The organism is Mesorhizobium sp. USDA 4775 (assembly GCF_054062655.1).
Genome location: NZ_JBSSFM010000001.1, coordinates 842,508 through 862,142, shown reverse-complemented (window position 1 = coordinate 862,142; position 19,635 = coordinate 842,508). Strand labels below are relative to the sequence as shown.

At 63.7% G+C, this 19,635-nt stretch carries 18 protein-coding genes and 3 pseudogenes; 13 read left to right on the top strand and 8 right to left on the bottom strand.

What is annotated here, in order from left to right; genetic code table 11:
• Positions 1 to 48: 48 nt before the first annotated feature.
• Together ACVILI_RS04370 and ACVILI_RS04365 are read left to right on the top strand one after the other, a co-directional pair.
• Positions 49 to 663: pseudogene (locus ACVILI_RS04370) on the top strand (IS6 family transposase); the annotation flags it as partial.
• A gap of 24 nt (positions 664 to 687) precedes the next feature.
• Positions 688 to 1,672 (top strand): annotated as a pseudogene (locus ACVILI_RS04365) (IS5 family transposase).
• 247 nt (positions 1,673 to 1,919) lie between these two features.
• Here ACVILI_RS04365 and ACVILI_RS04360 read toward each other — a convergent pair.
• A complete protein-coding gene (locus tag ACVILI_RS04360; RefSeq protein ID WP_240564566.1) occupies positions 1,920 to 2,552 on the bottom strand; it encodes a hypothetical protein in 633 nt (210 codons plus the stop codon).
• A 274-nt stretch (positions 2,553 to 2,826) separates the two neighbouring features.
• Here ACVILI_RS04360 and ACVILI_RS04355 point away from each other — a divergent pair, with 274 nt between their 5' ends.
• Positions 2,827 to 4,830, top strand: a complete 2,004-nt coding sequence (locus tag ACVILI_RS04355) for a PhoX family protein (RefSeq protein WP_038650899.1) — start codon at positions 2,827 to 2,829, stop codon at positions 4,828 to 4,830.
• Positions 4,831 to 5,087: 257 nt separating this feature from the next.
• Positions 5,088 to 5,312 carry a hypothetical protein gene (locus tag ACVILI_RS04350; protein ID WP_019862237.1) on the top strand — a complete coding sequence of 75 codons (225 nt, stop codon included), beginning with the start codon at positions 5,088 to 5,090 and terminating at the stop codon, positions 5,310 to 5,312.
• 73 nt (positions 5,313 to 5,385) lie between these two features.
• Here the strand turns inward: ACVILI_RS04350 and ACVILI_RS04345 are convergent, their stop codons facing one another.
• The gene (locus ACVILI_RS04345) at positions 5,386 to 6,555 is read right to left on the bottom strand and encodes a flavin-containing monooxygenase (protein WP_038650896.1); all 1,170 of its coding nucleotides are present in this window, start codon (positions 6,553 to 6,555) and stop codon (positions 5,386 to 5,388) included.
• Between the two features lie 405 nt (positions 6,556 to 6,960).
• Here ACVILI_RS04345 and ACVILI_RS04340 point away from each other — a divergent pair, with 405 nt between their 5' ends.
• Together ACVILI_RS04340 and ACVILI_RS04335 are read left to right on the top strand one after the other, a co-directional pair.
• Positions 6,961 to 7,998 carry a phosphatidylglycerol lysyltransferase domain-containing protein gene (locus ACVILI_RS04340; protein WP_457102333.1) on the top strand — a complete coding sequence of 346 codons (1,038 nt, stop codon included), beginning with the start codon at positions 6,961 to 6,963 and terminating at the stop codon, positions 7,996 to 7,998.
• A gap of 152 nt (positions 7,999 to 8,150) precedes the next feature.
• Positions 8,151 to 8,357 (top strand): annotated as a pseudogene (locus ACVILI_RS04335) (ABC transporter ATP-binding protein); the annotation flags it as partial.
• Positions 8,358 to 8,445: 88 nt separating this feature from the next.
• Here ACVILI_RS04335 and ACVILI_RS04330 read toward each other — a convergent pair.
• The gene (locus ACVILI_RS04330) at positions 8,446 to 8,622 is read right to left on the bottom strand and encodes a hypothetical protein (protein WP_010912525.1); all 177 of its coding nucleotides are present in this window, start codon (positions 8,620 to 8,622) and stop codon (positions 8,446 to 8,448) included.
• 309 nt (positions 8,623 to 8,931) lie between these two features.
• Between ACVILI_RS04330 and ACVILI_RS04325 the strand changes: the two genes are divergently transcribed.
• From ACVILI_RS04325 to ACVILI_RS04310, 4 genes are all read left to right on the top strand, one after another.
• Entirely contained in the window at positions 8,932 to 9,297 is a 366-nt protein-coding gene (locus tag ACVILI_RS04325) for a septal ring lytic transglycosylase RlpA family protein (RefSeq protein ID WP_019862233.1), read from the top strand.
• A 288-nt stretch (positions 9,298 to 9,585) separates the two neighbouring features.
• Positions 9,586 to 10,863, top strand: coding sequence for a polyhydroxyalkanoate depolymerase (locus ACVILI_RS04320; protein WP_019862232.1), 1,278 nt, complete (start codon positions 9,586 to 9,588; stop codon positions 10,861 to 10,863).
• Positions 10,864 to 11,021: 158 nt separating this feature from the next.
• Positions 11,022 to 11,636 (top strand): transglutaminase-like cysteine peptidase, encoded by a 615-nt coding sequence (locus ACVILI_RS04315; protein WP_038650891.1) that lies wholly within the window; start codon positions 11,022 to 11,024, stop codon positions 11,634 to 11,636.
• A gap of 390 nt (positions 11,637 to 12,026) precedes the next feature.
• Positions 12,027 to 12,269, top strand: coding sequence for a hypothetical protein (locus ACVILI_RS04310; protein WP_019862230.1), 243 nt, complete (start codon positions 12,027 to 12,029; stop codon positions 12,267 to 12,269).
• Between the two features lie 85 nt (positions 12,270 to 12,354).
• Here ACVILI_RS04310 and ACVILI_RS04305 read toward each other — a convergent pair whose 3' ends face one another.
• From ACVILI_RS04305 to ACVILI_RS04290, 4 genes are all read right to left on the bottom strand, one after another.
• Complete coding sequence (locus ACVILI_RS04305; RefSeq protein ID WP_019862229.1) at positions 12,355 to 12,723, bottom strand: helix-turn-helix domain-containing protein; 369 nt, start codon at positions 12,721 to 12,723, stop codon at positions 12,355 to 12,357.
• A 19-nt stretch (positions 12,724 to 12,742) separates the two neighbouring features.
• Positions 12,743 to 13,273, bottom strand: coding sequence for a Smr/MutS family protein (locus ACVILI_RS04300; protein ID WP_019862228.1), 531 nt, complete (start codon positions 13,271 to 13,273; stop codon positions 12,743 to 12,745).
• A complete protein-coding gene (gene mltA / locus ACVILI_RS04295) occupies positions 13,270 to 14,370 on the bottom strand; it encodes a murein transglycosylase A (RefSeq protein ID WP_240564565.1) in 1,101 nt (366 codons plus the stop codon). The genes ACVILI_RS04300 and mltA overlap by 4 nt, the downstream gene beginning before the upstream one ends.
• Positions 14,371 to 14,495: 125 nt before the next feature.
• Positions 14,496 to 15,203 carry a Tim44/TimA family putative adaptor protein gene (locus tag ACVILI_RS04290; protein WP_019862226.1) on the bottom strand — a complete coding sequence of 236 codons (708 nt, stop codon included), beginning with the start codon at positions 15,201 to 15,203 and terminating at the stop codon, positions 14,496 to 14,498.
• Positions 15,204 to 15,410: 207 nt separating this feature from the next.
• Here ACVILI_RS04290 and ACVILI_RS04285 point away from each other — a divergent pair, with 207 nt between their 5' ends.
• The 3 genes from ACVILI_RS04285 to ACVILI_RS04275 all read left to right on the top strand — a co-directional run bounded on the left by ACVILI_RS04285 (position 15,411) and on the right by ACVILI_RS04275 (position 18,738).
• Positions 15,411 to 15,908 carry an FxsA family protein gene (locus ACVILI_RS04285; RefSeq protein WP_038650885.1) on the top strand — a complete coding sequence of 166 codons (498 nt, stop codon included), beginning with the start codon at positions 15,411 to 15,413 and terminating at the stop codon, positions 15,906 to 15,908.
• 258 nt (positions 15,909 to 16,166) lie between these two features.
• The gene (gene secB, locus ACVILI_RS04280; protein ID WP_019862223.1) at positions 16,167 to 16,667 is read left to right on the top strand and encodes a protein-export chaperone SecB; all 501 of its coding nucleotides are present in this window, start codon (positions 16,167 to 16,169) and stop codon (positions 16,665 to 16,667) included.
• 358 nt (positions 16,668 to 17,025) lie between these two features.
• Positions 17,026 to 18,738 (top strand): ABC transporter substrate-binding protein, encoded by a 1,713-nt coding sequence (locus tag ACVILI_RS04275; protein WP_457102332.1) that lies wholly within the window; start codon positions 17,026 to 17,028, stop codon positions 18,736 to 18,738.
• 146 nt (positions 18,739 to 18,884) lie between these two features.
• Here ACVILI_RS04275 and ACVILI_RS04270 read toward each other — a convergent pair whose 3' ends face one another.
• Positions 18,885 to 19,397: a hypothetical protein gene (locus ACVILI_RS04270; protein ID WP_038650878.1), complete on the bottom strand. Its 513-nt coding sequence runs from the start codon at positions 19,395 to 19,397 to the stop codon at positions 18,885 to 18,887.
• Positions 19,398 to 19,635 lie beyond the last annotated feature (238 nt).

Sequence of the window (19,635 nt, the reverse complement as noted above, 5' to 3'; positions counted from 1 at the left end):
GCACCGTAAAGTTAACCGACGGCTGATGAAGATGTGCGAACATGGGCCATGTCAGAAGTTGCTCGTGATCCGCTTTATCGTCGCCACCGTTTTCCCGCCGAGATCATTGCGCACGCGGTATGGCTCTACTTTCGCTTTCCGCTCAGCCTGCGCATGGTTGAGGACATGTTGGCGGCCCGCGGCATCATCGTCACGCATCAGACCATTCGAAGCTGGGCGGAGAAATTCGGGCGGCATTTCGCCCGGGAGATCAAGCGACGGTCAGCCGGCTGCCTGGGCGACAAATGGCATCTCGACGAATGTGTGGTGGCCATCAATGGCAAGAAGCAGTGGCTCTGGCGTGCCGTCGATCAGGACGGCTTCGTCCTCGAAGTGCTGGTGCAAAGCCGCCGAAATGCCAAGGCGGCAAAGCGTCTGATGCGCAAGTTGCTGAAGGCTCAAGGGCGGACACCACGGGTCATGATCACCGACAAGCTCCGGTCCTATGATGCCGCCAGGCGCGACCTCATGCCCGGTGTCGAACACCGGTCGCACAAAGGCCTCAATAATCGAGCGGAAAATTCGCACCAGCCGACCCGACGACGCGAAAGGACCATGAAACGCTTCAAGTCGGCGTTGGTGCATGGATCCTTTGTCAACGGTTTGGCGATAGGCAGGCAGGATCGAAATCAGCTTGATGCGAGTGCCATGCCGTACAAACACAACGCCGATCGTCGTCATCACGTCGGAAAGATGAAATTCAGGGTGACGAATTGGCGTGACTACGAAGCAGGTCTGCGCCGGCGTGGTAGCCTGACCTTATGGGTAACGCCGGAGGCACTGGCGGGATGGCGCGCTCCGCGACGCAAGACCCGCGGCGGCCAAGCCCGGTATTCCGATCTCGCCATAGAGACAGCGCTGACGCTGGGTTGCGTCTTCGCAATGCGGCTGCGCCAAACCGAGGGATTGCTCCACTCGCTGCTGGATCTCATGCGGCTGAAAGTCCCAGTTCCAGATCATACGACGCTGAGCCGTCGGGCACAGAAGTGGGAGCCATCAGCCCGACGAAACCCGCCGCTGCCGGACGGCCCGCTGCATGTGCTTGTCGATAGCACGGGATTGAAAGTCTACGGCGCCGGGCAATGGCTGGAGCAGAAACATGCCACCAGATCACGTCGCAAACTGGCGCAAGCTGCATCTGGCAGTGGATGCCAAAAGTGGCGCGATCATTGCCCAAAGGCTGACAGATCAGGACACGGATGATCCTTCCCAGGTGGCACCGCTGCTCGATCAGATCGACGCCGAGATCGACCAGTTCACAGCCGACGGAGCCTATGACGGCAAGCCAACCTATCGGTCTATCCTGCAGCACAGCGCAACCGCGAACATCGTCATTCCACCGCGTTCCACGGCGGTGGAAAGCGGTGATGCCGGACCGCCTGGTCAAAGGGACAAGCACATTGCCGCAATCGCAAGCGACGGTCGGCTGAAATGGCAGGCAGCCACCGGCTACGGCAAGCGGGCGCTGAGCGAAACAGCCATCGGACGATACAAGGGGCTGATCGGACGGCGCCTGCGAGCACGCTCTCTTCAGGCTCAACAGACCGAGGTTGCCATCGGTTGCATCGTTCTCAACCGCATGCTGGCATGGGCACGCCCGGAGTCTATCCGGCGTCAAGTCACGCAGGCATAACCAACTACATTAATGATCGAAATGCGTTCGATTTCATATCCGCGCACCAACGCCGCTCTTAGAGCAATTCCAGGAAAAGTGTGAAACGGGTTTCCCGGGCAAAGCGCATGGCGCTTTTCCCTTGGGAATCGCGGCAAAACAAACAGTCAGGCCATTGCGGACCCGCAAGGGCCGGACAAGGGAAGATCACCTCCGCCGGGGCCGGCGGAGGTGACGTGTGAAACCGGCCGTTGCCTGCTAGCCAGTTTCACAAGGCCTTTAGACGGCTGACATCGGCCGACGTGGCCCGGCGGTCGATGATCGTGCGACCCAGCGCATCCTTCATTTTGAAACGGCCGTTTTCGATCTTTTCGGTGATGCCGTCGGGATGTGTCACCGTGATGTTGTTGCCGCTCACCGAGACCTTGTCACCGGTCGCGGCGTTGACATGGCTGACGCCTTTGTCGCTCTGTCCCTTGCCGGATGCCGAGTTGTCACCACTGCCATCCGTTCCGGAATTGCCGCCGTTTCCATTTCCGTTGCCGCTGTTACCGCCGCTGCTGTTGCCGCTGTTACCGCCGCTGCTGTTACCGCCGTTACCGCCGCTGCTGTTACCGCCGTTACCGCCGCTGCTGTTACCGCCGTTACCGCCGCCGCTGTTGCCACCGTTACCGCCGCCGCTGTTGCCGCCATTACCGCCGTTGCCACCGCTGCCATTGCCGCCATTGCCACCGCCACCGTTGCCGCCGCCATTGCCGCCATTGGCGGCCTGTGCTGATGCGGCGTCGATTCCGGGGGCGGAGCCGTGCAGGGCAATTCGATAGGGAATGATGGTCAGCGCCAGAGCAGCCGCCGAAACGAGCGTCAGCCGGCGGCACCGGGCCGTGATCGATCCGTGCATCCTGATCTCCGTCGATTGAGCCGGCGCGCCCACCCCAACGTTGCAACCAGCAACATCGCCGAAAGATGTATTGGCCGGAAGCGACCTCCGACCGTTGCGTTTGTCCTCCAGGACTTTTGCAAGCGCAAGGTTGGACTAAAGTCCGATGTCACGGTGACAACCACCTCGCGTGGAGCGGCGGAGCAGGTATGATGTCACGAAAATGTGATCAGTTGGCTGTAGGGGTCGAAAGGCGACAAAAAAGCTCCAGCCACTCCAAAGCCAGAGGCCCTTCGTGACCGAACATCGCTCTCCCGACGCCCGATTCCGCACCAGCCTGCTCGAGGAAAACGAAGGACCGGCCACCAACCCCACCGACAACCGCACCATGGGCGAGATCATCGCCGCGCGGTTCTCGCGCCGGGGATTCCTGAAGGGATCGCTCGCCGTCTCGGCGATCGCCGCGACCGTCGGCCCGCTGGCCATGATCGCCGCCGACGATGCCCGCGCCGCGGAAGGCTCCGCCTTCAAATTCGACGAGCTCGAGGCCGGGATCGACGACAAGCATCATGTCGCGCCGGGCTACGACGCCGACGTGCTGTTGCGCTGGGGCGATCCGCTGTTTGCCGATTCGCCGCAGTTCGACCCGACGAAACAGTCGGCCGAGGCGCAGGCCAGACAGTTTGGCTACAACAACGACTATGTCGGCTACATCGCGATCGACGGCTCGGCCGAGCACGGCCTGCTCGTCGTCAACCACGAATACACCAACCCGCATCTGATGTTTCCGGGCATCGTTTCGATCGTCGAGAAGGACGGGAAGAAGAAGGCCGAGGTCGCGCCGCTCTCGAAGGAGCAGGTCGATGTCGAGATGGCGGCGCATGGCGGCACCATCGTCGAAATCCGCAAGGTGTCAGACAAATGGCAAGTGGTGCGGGACGGCAAGCTCAACCGCCGCATCACCGCCACCACCGAAATGGCGCTGTCGGGCCCGGTCGCCGGCCACGACCGCGTCAAGACCAATGCCGACCCGTCCGGCACGAAAGTGTTCGGCACTTTCAACAATTGCGCCGGCGGCGTCACCCCTTGGGGCACCTATGTGATGGCCGAGGAGAACATCCACGGCTATTTCTCCGGCGAATTGCCCGAGGGCCACAAGGAAGCCGCCAACTACAAGCGGCTCGGCATTCCGGAAGGTGCCTATGAATGGGGCGCGCATTACGACCGCTTCAACCTCGCCAAGGAGCCGCACGAACCCAATCGCTTCGGCTGGATCGTCGAGGTCGACGTCAACGATCCGACATCGACACCGAGGAAGCGCACCGCCATGGGCCGCTTCAAGCATGAGGGCGCCGAATCCATCGTCGCCAAGGACGGCCGCGTCGTCTTCTATCTCGGCGACGACGAGCGCTTCGACTATGTCTACAAATTCGTCACCAAGGGCACGTTCAACGCCAACGACCATGCCGCCAACAAGGACCTGCTCGACGAGGGCACGCTGCATGTCGCCAAATTCGCCGAGGACGGCACGGTCGACTGGCTGCCGATCGTCTTCGGCCAGGGGCCGCTGACGGCGGAAAACGGCTTTGGCAGCCAGGCCGACGTGCTGATCGAGACGCGGCGCGCCGCCGATCTGCTTGGTGCCACCAAGATGGACCGGCCCGAGGACATCCAGCCCAATGGTGTCAACGGCAAGGTCTATGTCATGCTGACCAACAATTCGAAGCGCAAGGCAGACCAGGTCGACGCCGCCAATCCGCGCGCCGAGAATGCCTTCGGCCACATTATCGAGATCACCGAGACCGACGGTGATTTCACCGCCGCCAAGGGCAAATGGGAAGTGCTTTTGAAATGCGGCGATCCGTCGGTTGCCGATGTCGGCGCCACCTTCTCGACGGCGACGACGGCCCATGGCTGGTTCGGCATGCCCGACAATTGCGCGGTCGATTCGGCCGGGCGCCTGTGGGTCGCTACCGACGGCCAAGGCCCGAAGGCCACCGGCCGCACCGATGGCTTGTGGGCGGTCGACACCGAGGGGGCTGCGCGGGCAACTTCGAAACTGTTCTTCCGCGTGCCGATCGGCGCGGAAATGTGCGGCCCGCTGTTTGCGCCCGACGACCGGACCGCCTTCGTCGCCGTCCAGCATCCGGGCGATGGCGGCGAGGATTGGGAAGGCTTCGGCCGGCCGTCCTACTATGAGGATCCATCGACGCGCTGGCCGGACTTCAAGCCCGAAATGCCGGTGCGGCCGTCGGTCGTCGCCATCACCAGGCAAGGCGGCGGCAAGATCGCGGTGTGACATCAGGCGGCTGGAGCAGGCAGGGGATTTGACCATGCCCTGCGTGCCGACCGCCTCCCCAACGTCGATGGATGTTTCCGCCAATCGCCAAGGTTCAAGCCTCGGGAAAGATCGGCAATTTACTGATGGCGCCCTAACGCGCGTCGAAACGGATTCGTGCGACGCGCGTTAGGTCTTTGTCTTGTGCATGTCGTACGCCCAAAGCCGGAGCCGCTTTTGGGCGAGATGCATTGGGTCGTTTCCTGGAGCCCGCCACCATGTCGAAGTCAGTCTATGACCGGGGCCTGCTCAAGCCCGGCGACATCGCCAGGCTGCAGCGCGTCTTTGACGAAGTCTGCCTGCGGCGCACAGCTCAGCCCGATTCGCCGGAAGCACGCGAGATCGCGCTCACCCTGCTCGCGCTGCACAATGCCGGCATGGTCGACGAGGAGATGCTGATGCAAGCCGTCGGCTTCCGCCGGCTCGAGCCGAAATCGGCGTGAGGCGTCAGGTCGCTAGAGCTCTTTGTTTCGACGCAATTCCCAAGGGAAAGCGCTCACACTTCCCGGAATTGCGCTAGCGGCCCGCGCCGGCGATCCGCCTGGCGATCGCCTTGCCCAAAATGGCGGCATTGGCGAAGCAGCCACGAATGCTCGGCCGCATACCGGTGAACCACAGGCCGGGCAGTTTCGGGTCGGCTTCACCGCCGTTGAAGAGCGGGACACCCTTGCCGTCGAGCACGCCGAGATCGCCGACCATGCGCTCCAGCCCGGTGCGGTAGCCCGTGGCGGCAATGACGATATCGGGATCGATCAGGCGACCATTGGCCAGGATCACGCCATCGCGGGTGAATTCCCGTATCGCCGGCACCACGGTAATCTTGCCAGACTTTATGGCGTCGACGGCACCGTCATCCGCAGCAATCGCGGTGTAGTCCGAGGCCAGGCGGCTGGCGCCGCCCGACGGCGCGGGCGGCATGCCGAATTTGGTGAGATCGCCGAAAACCAGCCGCTGCGTCGCGGCCATCACCGCATCGGCAACGCGCAGCGGCAAGCGCGCCATGAGCGGCGAAAGCCGGTGCACGGCGATCTTGCCGATCCGCTTGGGCAGAAGCGCGGGGCCATTGCGGGCCGACAGCCAGAGAGAAGCCGTATCCACGCCGGCCAGATGATTGAGGGCATCGAAGCCCGAATTGCCGGCGCCGACGACCAGCACCTTCTTGCCGGCATAGGACTTGGCGTCGCCAAAATCCGCCGAATGGATGATCCGGCCCGCGAAGGCCTGCATGCCCACCCACTGCGGCGTGAAGGGCTCCTTGTCACGACCGGTGGCGACGATGACATGACGCGCCAGACGCGAGCCGGCGCTGGTGCGCACCAGCCAATGGTCGCCCTTGAACACGAGGGTCTCGACGGCAACGCCGAACTCCACAGGCAACTGGTTCGCCTCGCGGAAATCGTTCATATGGCGGATGACGACGCTCTTGGGTGGAAAGGCTGGCGTACCCCCGGGAAAGGAAAGGCCGGGCAGCGCCGAGAGATCGCGATGGGTGTTGAGATGCAGCTGCTGGTGCCGCCGATGCCAGGGTTCGGCCAGCCGGCTCTCCTGTTCCAGGATCGCCACCGGCACGTCGGCCTTGATCAGGGCCTGCGCGACAGCCAGTCCGGCGGCGCCGGCGCCAATGACAATCGCCGGCTCGATCGCCGCCACCTGCTCCACCTTCGATCTGGTTGTCGTATCTGCCATTCGCTCTCAAAATCCATTCAACCGCCCGCCCTACAAGCTCGCAGGACGCTGTAACCGTTTGATCGCGCGCAAACCCAACAGCGGATCGGTGCGCTCAAGTGCCTTGCGCCGCCAGGGCGCAAACAACTCCCGTCGCGCAAATGCGGCTAAACCAACGACATGGAACGGAATGCCCCGCTTCCGTCCGAAACCATGCAGCCCTATATGGCATATCAGCGGCATCGGCGATAATCAGGTCGCGGCAATGTGATTGATTCGAGTTCCGAGGGGCTGGCGGATCTCGTTACCGACGCAGGAATTCGAAACCGAAGCGATTTCGGCTTCCCGTGAAAAATCAAGGCGCCGTGGTGCGTCTGGCGTGCCGAAAGGCATGTCGCGCCACAGACGGCACGCGGAATCCGGACCATGCCCTCCTTGCGGATCTATTTCGACAAAATCCTCGAGGGTGCCTCGCCCAGGGTCGAGCGCCAGGCATTGACGCATGTCGAACGCCTGGCGATGGTCCGTCGCCATGGCGACTTCTCGCTCGCCTATTCGACTGCCGTACAGCGCAAGCTTTCCTATTTTGGCGACGCCGACGGCTACATCGCCTTCGGCACCAAGATGAAGCATCATTTCGCGCTTGGCGACCCGGTGGCGGCGCCGGCCCGGCGGCCCGACTATATCAGGCGCTTCGTCGAGACCGCCGGCGACCCGTGGTTCGTGCAGGTTGGCGAGGAGACCGCGGTGGTGCTGGCCGGGCTCGGCTACAAGGTCAACCGGCTGGGCATCGACACCCGCCTCGCCCTGCCCGAGCATGATTTTTCCGGCAAGCGCAACGAGACCGTGCGCTATTCCGAGCGCTGGCTCTTGAAGAAGGGCTTTTCGTTCGAGGAAGACAAGCGGACCGTATTCCTCGACGAAATCGCCCGGCTGTCCGAGAACTGGCGCGGCGACCGCATCGTCAAGCGCTGGGAGATGGGTTTTCTCAACCGCCCATTCTACGATCAGCTTGGCACCGACATGCGCCGCTTCGTCCTGCATGGCCCCGATGGCGAACTCATCGCGCTGCTCGATTTCGATCCGTTGTTTCGCGACGGCAAGGTCATCGGCTACACCACCGCCTTCAAGCGCAAGCACATCGATGCCTCGCCGCACGCCGAGATCGGCCTGACCAAATTCGCTGTCGACCGGTTTCGCGAAGAGGGCATTTCGGCGGTCACGCTCGGCCTGTCGCCGCTTCTCGACGTCACCCCCAGCGGGTTTGCCGAAAGCGATTTCTGGCGCAACACTTTTCAGCGCGCCTACTCTTCGCCATGGGTCAACCGCCGCAGGTTCAACCTGCAGGGCCAGGCGGCATTCAAACGCCGCTTCCATGGCATGGAAGAGCCGGTCTACATCGCTTTCCGCAAGGGGACCTATATCGAGATGCTGGGCCTGCTGCGGCTGGTGAAAGCAATCTAGGGACCCGGCGCGGTCCTGGCCAAAGCCTTATCATTCGTCATCCCTGCGCCGTCGCTCCGCCCCTTGCCTTGCCCTCGAATGACGAATGCCGGGTTGTCGTGGAAGATACTTCCGCACCTTTGCGCCAATTCGCAAAATCATTCCTCTACTAGGAACGCATCTGGCTCGCCCAGAAATTCACCGCCGTTCTGGTCACGCACGATGTCGCCGAGGCGGTCGCCCTCGCCGACCGGGTGGTGGTGATCAGCGCCGGCAGGATCGCGCTCGACCTGGAGGTGCCGGTGGCCCGGCCGCGCCGGCGCGGCTCCGCCGAGCTCGCCCGCCTCGAAGGCACGATCCTGGACCGGCTGTTCGGTTAGGGGTGTCGGGGGCGGCGCGAACCTCCAGACGGCGGCGCGACAGCGCCCACGCTCGTTCTGCAACGCAGTCTAGCGCCACTCATCACCCCTACCGGTTCGCCCACACCAGCCCGGCCAGGCCGAGCAGCATGGCGACGAGACCGATATAAAGCCATTGCGACTGGCCGGTCATGAAGCTGCCGCCGATCACGCCGATGCCTTGCAGCGCCCACACCGCGCCGACAGCCAGCACAATCAAGGCCAGCAGATTTTTGGTCAGTCTCATTGACGGATCTCGCTTTTCAAGTCGATCGTTTGCCGCGCAGTGAGCGTGATGAAAGAGCCAAAGGAAGGCACCCAATCACGTCGGATTCTACTTGGATATTTATCCGATATCTTGTCAAAGACATCTCGCATATCGGCCCGAAGATCATCGGAAATGAATCAAATCGCGCCGGAAAATCCCTGACAGACTGTTACCTTCTGACTCCAAACGTGTGATCTCGCCACGGAACGGACAGATGCTTGCCGCATTTCCTGCCTTATTCGGCACCTAACGGCTGGGGTCTGTCAAAAACGGAGCCACCCCTCAAATATGAAGACCCTAAACCAGACCGCGCTTGTCGCGGTAACGATCGCTGCTGGCCTGATGGTCGGCGCTTCGGCCACTTCGGCAACCGCCGCCGGCCAGTGTGGCCGTGCTTCCTGGTACGCGCTGCACTCGCGCACCGCATCGGGCGAGCGCATGAACCCGTCGGCGTTGACCGCCGCCCACCGCACGCTGCCGTTCGGCACCAAATTGCGGGTCACCAACCAGAACAATGGCCGCAGCGTCGTCGTGCGCATCAACGATCGCGGCCCGTTCATCCGGGGTCGCGTGCTCGACCTGTCGAAGGGCGCCGCCGGCCAGCTCGGCTTCATCGGTTCCGGCCATACCTCGGTCTGCATGGCGCGCGTTTGATATGATTTTCCCTGGACCATGATCTTCTTCCGAAAACCGGAACCACTTTTCGGGATCATGGTCTGGTGTCCGGCAGCAGGGCCGGACACATTTCCTACACATTTCGGCACTGCACATTGAGCCGGCTCGGCCGTCCCAGGCGGATTTGCAGCGCTTTGGACGAAAGAACCATTGGTCACGCCACGTGACGTATTGCATCGCAGCAATTAATTGTTAACTTCGCCACGAGACATTTGAGGCTCGGCGCTGCTCGTCGTCCCTTCGGTCGCAGCAGCAGCGGGGTTGTCGATGTTCTACCAGCTCTACGAATTGAACCATGCAGCGCTGCAGCCGGCCCGGCTCTATGCCGATGCGGTGCGGATGTTCTATTCCAACCCGCTGAACCCGGTCTCGCACACGCCCTGGGGCCGTTCGATCGCGGCGGGCGCCGAACTGTTCGAGCGCACCACGCGCCGCTACGGCAAGCCCTCCTTCGGCCTCGACAAGACCGTCGTCGACTGGAAGAGCGTCGCGGTCACCGAAAAGACCGTCTGGTCGAAGCCCTTCTGCAATCTCGTCCGCTTCGAACGCGCCGTGCCGGCCGGCCGCAAGCCGGATCCGAAGCTGCTGATCGTGGCTCCGATGTCGGGCCACTATGCGACGCTGCTGCGCGGCACGGTGGAAGCAATGCTGCCCCATGCCGATGTCCACATCACCGACTGGGTCGACGCCCGCATGGTGCCGCTGGCCGACGGCAGCTTCGATCTCGACGACTATATCGACTATATCGTCGACATGTTCCACACGCTGGGTCCCGACACCCATGTGATGGCGGTGTGCCAGCCTTCCGTGCCGGTCCTGGCGGCGGTGGCGCTGATGGAGGCGAAGGGCGATCCCTTCGTGCCCTCGACCATGACGCTGATGGGCGGCCCGATCGACACGCGCCGCAACCCGACCGCGGTCAATCTCCTGGCCGGGGAAAAGGGCATCGACTGGTTCCGCGACAATGTCATCATGCGAGCGCCCTGGCCGGTGCCGGGCTTCGGCCGCGAGGTCTATCCGGGCTTCCTGCAGCTGTCGGGCTTCATGAGCATGAATCTCGACCGACACATCATCGCCCACAAGGACTTCTTCATGCACCTTGTGAAGCATGACGGCGACAATGCCGAGAAGCACCGCGACTTCTATGACGAGTACCTGGCCGTCATGGACCTGACGGCGGAATTCTACCTGCAGACCGTCGACACCGTGTTCGTGCGCCATGCCCTGCCGAAAGGTGAGATGATGCATCGCGGCACCAGGATCGATCCGTCTGATATCCGCAACGTCGCCTTGTTCACGGTCGAGGGCGAGAATGACGACATATCGGGCCTCGGCCAGACCAAGGCGGCGCAGGATCTGTGCGTCAACATTCCGGCCGACAAGAAGGCGCATTACATGCAGCCGGCGGTCGGCCATTACGGCGTCTTCAACGGCTCGCGCTTCCGCTCCGAAATCGTGCCGCGCATCGTCGACTTCATCACCAGCTATGGCCGCCAGAACCGCGTCGCGGTGAAGCCGAAACTGGTCCGCACCGCCAAGCGGTAGGCCATTCCGGGACAGATCGGCTGCAGGGCCGATTCTGTTGCACAATAGACGCTGTCCCTGCCCGCGGGTAACCATGCCGCAAATCAGTCCGTCGTCGTAATTGACACGGACTGTCAATCGCCCTTAACGTTTCGTTAATAACAGGGTGAGCGGGGACAATGAATTCCTCAACAATGGCGAGAAGGCTGCGTTTGTGCGTGGCTGCGGCCGGTCTGGCAGCCACGGGAAGCTGGCCGGCAATGGCTGCCGGAGCGATGGCGACCGGGGGCATCACCTCGCAGCCGATCGGCCACTATGATTTCTGCAAGCAGCACCCGGGCGAATGCTCGATCCGTCCGAGCAACCTGGCGCCGGCCAGGATGACCAATGGGCTGATGAGCAAGCTCGCTAGCGTCACCGCCAGGGTCAATGCCGCCGTCAAGCCGATGAGCGACATGGACATTTACGGCAAGGATGAGGTCTGGGCCTATCCCGACAAGGGCGTCGGCGACTGCGAGGACTATGTTCTGGAAAAGCGCCGCCGGCTGTCCCACATGGGCATCTCGCTGGCCGACCTGCTCATCACCGTGGTGCGCAAGCCCGATGGCGAAGGCCATTCCGTGCTGACGGTGCGCACCGACAAGGGCGACTACGTGCTCGACAATCTGACCGACAAGGTCAAGGCCTGGGACCAGACCGGCTACCGCTTCCTCAAGCGGCAGGCGATCGACAACACCGGCCGCTGGGTCTCCATTCGCGGTGGCCAGCAGGTGCTGGTCGGGTCGGTGGAGTAGGGGCTGCGGCTGCGGTTTTAGAGGCGCGGCCGTTCTTGCGAGTCCCATGGGCGCTGCGGCCATTGTAGTCAAATAGCAGAGGTCAGCGCCGCCCCTCATTGCCCTGCCGGGCATTTCTCCCCGTATAGTGACGGGGAGAAGATGCTGTCATCGCCGCTTTCGCCAATCACCAACGCCGCAAGACAAGCGTCAACGGCGCGGCGGTTCCCTTCTCCCAGTAACTATACGGGAAGAAGGTGCCGGCAGGCGGATGAGGGGCTGCGTCAACATAGACAGCCACCCACCTCACGCATCCCTCCCGAAAAATTTTCACACCTCTCCATGAACCATTTCCGTCCGCCTGGCGACACACAGCCGTGAACGACGAAAACCCAACCATGGAGACTTCAAATGACTGCTTTCCTGCGCAACACCCTTCTCGCCTTCGCTGCCGTGTCGGCCCTGGGCGGATCCGCAATGGCCGACCAGACGGTCAGCTGCGTCCACACCAACCTCAATGATCTCTGGGCCGGCCGTTGTTGCGGCACTGCCGGCGCGTCGGACTGCCTGGGCGGCGGCAACAATGGCCACGACCATGGCGACCCCGGCACCAAGGGCGGCAACCCCAATGGCAGCACGGCCGGCAAGCCCTGATCCCGCCACAGTGGCCCGCCGGCTGCCGCCGGCGGGCCCTGTTTTTGCGCTCCGGCAGGCCGTCGCGAAATCCGTGTAAAACCTGCTACTTCAGCCGGCCAAGCGCGGCGCGGATCGAGGCGGTGATGCGGCGCAGCTCCGCTTCGTCGAGCTTCTCGATGTTCTCGGCCAGGAGATTGGCGAGCTCGGTGGCGGCGGGATTGAGACCCGACGTGTCTAGCCGAACACGCGGGTGCGAGGCTTCGGCCAGCCGCGCCAGCTCCTCGGCATCGTCCCAGATGATGTTGAAATAGCCGATGATCTTCTGGATCAGCGTCCAGGTCGGCGCGCCGCGCCTGCCATGCTCGAGCGCCGAGAGGTAGGCGGCGCTGACGCCGATTGCCGCGGCCATGTCCTTCTGGCTGACGCCGCGCTCGCGCCGCAGCGCCCGCAGCCTCTCGCCGAACGGCGTCATGCGGCCTGCCCTCCAGCCCTCATGAGCGTGCCCGCCGCAGCCTGATATAGAGCGCGCCCGCGCCGCCATGGTTGCGTGCGGCATGGTCGTGGCTGGAGACCAGCGGCCGGAAGGCCGGCGTCGACAGCCAGGCGGGCACCGCGCGCCGCAGCACGCCGTCGCCGCCGGAGGACGACCCCTTGCCGGTAATGACCAGGACATAGCGGATGCCGCCGGCATGCGCCCGGTGCAGGAACGAGAACAGCAGCGAATAGGCCTCGTCCTGTGTCATGCCATGCAGGTCGACGCGGCCCTCGATCGGCAGCCGGCCTTTCGACAATTTGTCCAGCGTCGGCTCGTCGAGCCGGTGCGTGACATGCTGCACCTTCGGCTTTGCCGCGCCCGCCGCATTGGCGGCGGGCTGGGCCGCCTGCGGCGCCGCCGGCTTGGCCTCGATGGCCATGTCGGGAATGTCGACCGAGGCCCTGCCCTTGAGCGGCTTGGCCGTGCGCGCCACCAGGTTCCACAGCACCCGGTCGTCTTCGCTCAGCCTGTCCGGGCGCTTGCTCATTTGGCGCCCCCGGCCAGCGCGCGGGGCACCAGCGCATAGAAATCGGCGGCGTTGCGCACCACGCCGGCGATCTCGCCGGCGGCATCGCCCGAGCCGGCGAAGAGGTCGCCGCGCGCCGGGCCGGTGATGGCCGAGCCGGTGTCCTGCGCGATCATCAGGCGGCGGAACGGTTTTGCGTCGAAGGCGGTCAGCGTCGGCGCGTCGATGTAGAAGGGCGTGCCGAATGTGTGCAGCAGCCGGTCGACCGCGACGGAGCGGCCCGGCGTCAGCGGCACCTTGGCGGCGGCGATCGGGCCGAGCGCGGCATCCTCCACCTCAGCCTCGCGGAAGAAGATGTAGGAGCGGTTCTGCCACAGGATCTCGTCGATGCGCTGCGGATGTGCCTTGAACCAGGCGCGGATCGACTGCATCGTCACCTGCGCCAGCGGGATTTCGCCGAGCTCGCTCAGCACCTTGCCGGGTCCTGTAAAACGCTGGCCCGACTTGGCAGCGTAGGTGACGCGGCGCAGCCGGCCGTCGGTCATGGCGAGCCGTGCCGCGCCCTGCACATGGATGAAGAAGGCGTCGACCTTGTCGGCCAGCCAGGCGATCTCCAGCCCTTGGCCGGCAAGCGCCCCGCGCTCGATAGCGCCACGGTCGAAATACTCGGCCAGTCCATCCGTCGTCCGGCGCGCGAAGGCGAGGTAGGGATCCATCCCGGCGGGCCGGTTGGCGTCGTCGACATCGACGAGATCGGCCGGCCGCGACAGCAGCGGCACGACGAAGCGCTCCGTGCGCACCGGCGAGGCCTCGACCTGCGGCTCGTAGAAGCCGGTGACGAGGCCGGCGCCGCTCTCGGGGCGGACCAGCATGGGGACAAAATGGCGCTCGAAGAAAACGCGGGCTTCCGCTCGGGTCGCAGGCGAAGCGCCGCGCGCCTCCGCATAAGCCGCCGTGAAGGCGCCAAAATCGACGCCGAGGGCGCCGCTGCGATAGGGCTTTACCGGCGCATGGAAGGCGGAACGGCGAAACGCGGCGAAGGCCGGCACAGCGTCGTCATCGCCCCAGCCGGGCAGATCGTCGAAGGATTTTTCGATGAAGAGAGGCGATAGCGACACCGGAGCCCCGTCGCTTTAAAGCGCGTCGTGTTTGAAGAGGGTCATGCGACGCGCTTGGAGTCTTGATTTTGCTGCAAGTCGTTGTCCCAAAACCGCTTCGCACCTTGGGCGACATGCATCGGGGCTCAGTCTTCTTCTTCGGTGGCGACGAGCTTCCAGTTCGGATCGCGCGAGCGCGTGTCGCGGGCGAAGGTCCAGACATCCTTGACCTCGGCCACGGTTTCCGGATCGCCGTCGATCACCGTGCCGGCCTTGTCGCGCGTCGCCGAAATCAGCTCGCTGATGATGCGCAGCGTCACATGCGCCTCGCCGCCCTTCATCTCGGCCGAGACGATATCGGCCTTGTCGATGCCGACGAAGGAGGACTGGATCTTCTCCGACTTGGCCTCGCGCTCGCCGATTGCGGCGACGAAGCCGTCGAACACCTCGCGCGACAACAGGTTCTTCAGCGTTTTGCGGTCGCCATCGGCATAGGCCATGACGATCATCTCATAGGCCATCTTGGCGCCGTCGATGAACCCCTTCGGGTCGAAGGACGGGTCATTGTCCTTGATCGCGCGCAGGCCCTTGTTGAGGTCGGTGTCGGGCTTGGCGAAGGCGTCGATCGCCGTATAGGCGTCGGCCGGCGCCGGCTCCCCGGGCAGGCGCTTGCGCGGCAGCGAAACGACATTTTCGGGCTTCTGCGTGGCGTCCTTGTCGGTGCGCGCCGCCGAGTACGGATCGAAGGGCGGCCGCTCGCTACCGGTCCGACGGCCCAGCACGTTGCGCAGCTGGAAGAAGATCACCACCGCCGCGATCAGGAAGAAAATCGTGCCGAAGTCGAAGAAACCCATATCTTCCGCCAATCAATCCCTGCCTCGAGGCCGGACCATCCGGCCAACAGGCCGCGGTCGCATAGCGTTCAACATTCAAAGCATATAGAACGCAAGGTGCAATCATTCAAATTAAAGGCAGGCATACCTATCTAACAGCCTCAGTGCCAGCGGCGATTGGCCGCCAGGGGCCAAAACAATCGAAACGACCAACAAGGTTGGCAAGACTTGCGCATTTCGCTGCTTCCCCTTTTTCTTCTCGCCCTTCCGCTCATGGAAATCGCCGGTTTCGTCATCGTCGGCCGTGAGGTCGGCGCGCTGGCGACGGTCGGCCTGGTACTGGCCTCGAGCATCGCCGGCGTGCTTTTGCTGAGGCACCAGGGTTTCGGCGTCATGGCGCGGGTACGCGCCGAGATGGACGCCGGCCATGATCCCAGCCGCCATCTCGCCCACGGCGCCATGATCGTGGTCGCCGCGATCCTGCTGATCATCCCCGGCTTCATCACCGACATTATCGGCCTGCTCCTGTTCCTGCCGCCGGTGCGCGACCTTGCCTGGCGCCGGTTCAAGGGCCGCATCGTCGTCGCCACCGATTTCTCGGCCGGCGGTTTTCGCCGGTCGCGCGACAAGGTCATCGACCTCGACGACGGCGACTATTCGCGCGAGGACGATTTCAAGCGCGGCCCGGATCACAATTCGCCGTGGCGGCGGCTGAAGGACGACTGAGACTGCACCGATATTCAGGTGATGCCGGTCTGCAAAGGGCGGCTTCCTGCGCTTCCGGTGCTCACGTACTTCAAGTACGCTCCGCTCCGGTTCTCGGAAACCACCCTTTTCGCCTCGGCCTGACCTGAATCTCGATGCAGTCTGGGTCCGCTCTGGTCACAAGGCGGCAAACCTTGTCTTGTCATGCCGACCATGGTAGCGAACGCCCGATTTCAATTCGGTCAGCAAGGCTGCCCAGGGGAAAAGGATATAAGGCTCATGGCCAGCAATGATGACGCGCCGACCGGCGCAGCCAACGGCAACGGCAATGCGGCGCAGCCGTCGCTCAACGTGCTTGCCCAGTATGTGAAGGACCTGTCCTTCGAAAGCCCCGGCGCGCCGAACTCGCTGCGCGGCCGCGACAAGGCCCCCGGCATCGCCATCAACGTCAATGTCAACGCCAACCCGCTCTCCGACAAGCAGTTCGACGTCAATCTGACGCTGAACGCCAAGGCCTCCTTCGACCAGGAAGTGCTGTTCAATGTCGAGCTGGTCTATGGCGGCGTCTTTGCCATTTCCGGCTTCCCGCAGGAGCACATGCTGCCGATCCTGTTCATCGAATGCCCGCGGCTTTTGTTCCCCTTCGCCCGCCAGATCATCGCCGAGGCCACCCGCAATGGCGGCTTCCCGCCGCTGATGCTCGACCCGATCGACTTCGCGCAGATGTTCCAGCAGAAGATCGCCGAGGACCAGGCCGCGTCGAAGGTCCAGGTGAGCTGAGGTTTATCCTCCTCGTTTCTGAAAAGCCCGGCCTCGCGCCGGGCTTTTTTGTTGGCCACGGCCGGCCGGGTCCCCGCTGCTTCGCGGCGTCCCGGCGTTTGCTGCCTTTCATCGTGCCCCAGGCACGACGAATTCACTTCGTGAACCGGCACTCACCCTGCGGAGCAGCGCACAACTCCTGCGGATTCCAGAACACTCCGCAACGTCACCCCGCCCTATCATCGCCGCCTCAGGCCAAGGCGTCCCGGCGGTCGTAGCCGCCCCGCGTCGGCGATCCGCCGGGACGAGCCTGCTTCCGTGCAAGCCCCAAAACCCCAGCGCTTTTGGGCGGCCTGCACCAACGACAAAGGGAACGACGATGAGATTCATGCTGACCGACCGCAAATTGCACCCGCAGGCCAAGCCCGTCGCCGAGGATTTCAAAACCGGCGGCATCAGCCGCCGCGAATATCTGGCGCTGATGGCCGGCCTCGGCGTCAGCGCCGCCGGCGCGTTTGCACTGGGCGGCCTCGCCCCGACACCTGCCCGCGCCGCCGAGCCGAAGAAGGGCGGCACCTTGCGCGTCGCCATGAACGTCAAGGGTTTCAAGGACCCGCGCACCTTCGACGGCGTCGAAATGTCCAACGTCGCCCGCCACTGCAACGAATATCTGGTGCGCTGGAACACCGATTTCTCGTTCGAGCCCTGGCTGCTCGAAAAATGGGAGATGAGCGACGACGCCAAGACGCTGACACTGCATGTGCGCAAGGGCATTTCTTGGTCGAACGGCGACGCCTTCAACGCCGACGATGTCGTCCACAACCTCACCCGCTGGTGCGAGGCCGGTGTGGCCGGCAATTCGGTAGCCGCGCGCATGGGCGCGCTGGTCAATGCCGACACCAAGAAGGCGGTCGATGGCGGCATCGAGAAGGTCGACGACTACACGATCAAGTTGAACCTGCCGAAGCCCGACATTTCGCTGATCGCCGGCATGGCCGACTATCCCGCGCTGATCATGCACCGCTCCTATGGGGGCGACGGCGATCCCCTGAAGGCGCTGGCCATCACCACCGGCCCCTGCGAACTGGTGAAATGGGACGCCGAGACGGGCGCGGAGGTCAAGCGCAAGGACAAGCCGTGGTGGAAGGGCGAGTTCTATCTGGATGGCATACAGTGGATCGACTACGGCTCCGACCCCAACGCCATGCTGTCGGCCTTCGAATCCGGCGAGATCGACACCGACCACGAAACCGCCTCCGACGCCGTCGCGCAGACCGACAAGATGGGGCTGAAGAATTCCGAGATCGCCACCGGCTCGACCATCGTCGCCCGCTTCAACATCGGCAACGCGCCCTATGACGACATCAAGGTGCGCCGCGCCGCCCAGCTCGCCGTCGACAATTCGGCCGTGCTGGCGCTCGGCCTCGGCGGCCGCGGCAAGCCCGCCGACAACCACCATGTCGGCCCCATGCACCCCGAATATGCCGATATCGGCCCGGCCAAGCGCGATGTGGCGGAGGCCAAGAAGCTGCTCGCCGCCTCCGCCAAGCCGGACCATGAATATGAGCTGATCTCGGTCGACGTCGAATGGCAGAAGAGCACCGGCGACGCGATATCAGCGCAGATGCGCGAGGCCGGCCTCAAGATCAAGCGCACCGTGCTGCCCGCCGCCACCTTCTGGAACGACTGGAGCAAATACCCCTTCTCCTGCACCGAATGGCTCGGACGCCCGCTCGGCGTCCAGGTGCTGGCGCTGGCGTATAAATCGGGTGCGGCCTGGAACGAAAGCGCCTATGCCAGCAAGGAGTTCGACGAGTTGCTCGACAAGGCGCTGGCGACGCCGGACGCCAAGGCGCGCAAGGAGATCATGGCCGGCATCGAGAAGAACCTGCGCGATTCAGGCATCATCATCCAGCCCTACTGGCGCTCGGTGTACCGGACCTATCGCGAGGGGGTCGAGGGCTGCGAGCAGCACCAGGCGCTCGAGCAGCATTTTGAGAAGGTTTGGATCGAGGGGTGTGAGGCGCCGACGCTTCTTCCCTTCTGCCCTTGTGGGAGAAGGCGGATTGCCGCGAAGCGGCAAGACGGATGAGGGGTGTTCCAGCTTGACGCGACGTCGACAACGAATCGAACCAGAAAACACCAACGCCTCACTCCGCTGGAACACCCCTCATCCGTCTCGGCGCTAGCGCGCCGATCCACCTTCTCCCACAAGGGGAGAAGGAAGGCGCGCTCCCCTCACCGCCCCTCCCTCACCAACGTCCAGATCCACCCGATAAAAGTCAGCACCAGGAACGGATAGCCTGCCGCCGGCAGCGGCGACGAGGTCGGCAGCAAGGGCGCGCCCCACAGGATCATGGCGGCCGAGACGACAAACAGCACGGCGGCCACAAGCGCGGTGAGCCGCATCCACAGCGCGAACGTCCTCGGCGCGCTGACCATGACCAGCCCCGCCGCCCACAGCGAAATGCCGCCGACATAGGAAGGCACGCTGGCCTCCAACCCCGCCGCATTGCCGGCCAGCAGCAGGCTCTCGCCGGCCAGGAAGGTCAGGAAGCCCGCGGCGACGCAATCATTGCCCAGCCGCTGGTATTTCATGGTGAGCAGCGCGGTGGCGACGACGAGCGCCACGCCGTCGATCGTCCAGAGCGTCTCGCGCAGCGGGGCGCTGGCGACGAAAGTGCCGGCCAGGCCGAAGGCACCGCCGATCGCGAGGCCGAGAGAGGCGACGGTGTCTGAGGTGGTGCGCATGTGGTGTGTCCCCCAAGCCGAAGTGAGGCTACCTCAGGGCAGGGCATTCTTAAAGGGGCATCAGGATCGTCTTCTGCTTCAAATGACTGGGTTCATACACAAGACAGTGGATCGTCCAAACGTCAGCAAAACCGCGCAAATTTAATAGCTAATAGACCGGCCAGCTCAATCTTAATTGATAGTTGAACTTTTCCTGCAAGCAAATATTATGAGTATCGGCAGCCGCTCCGATACCAAC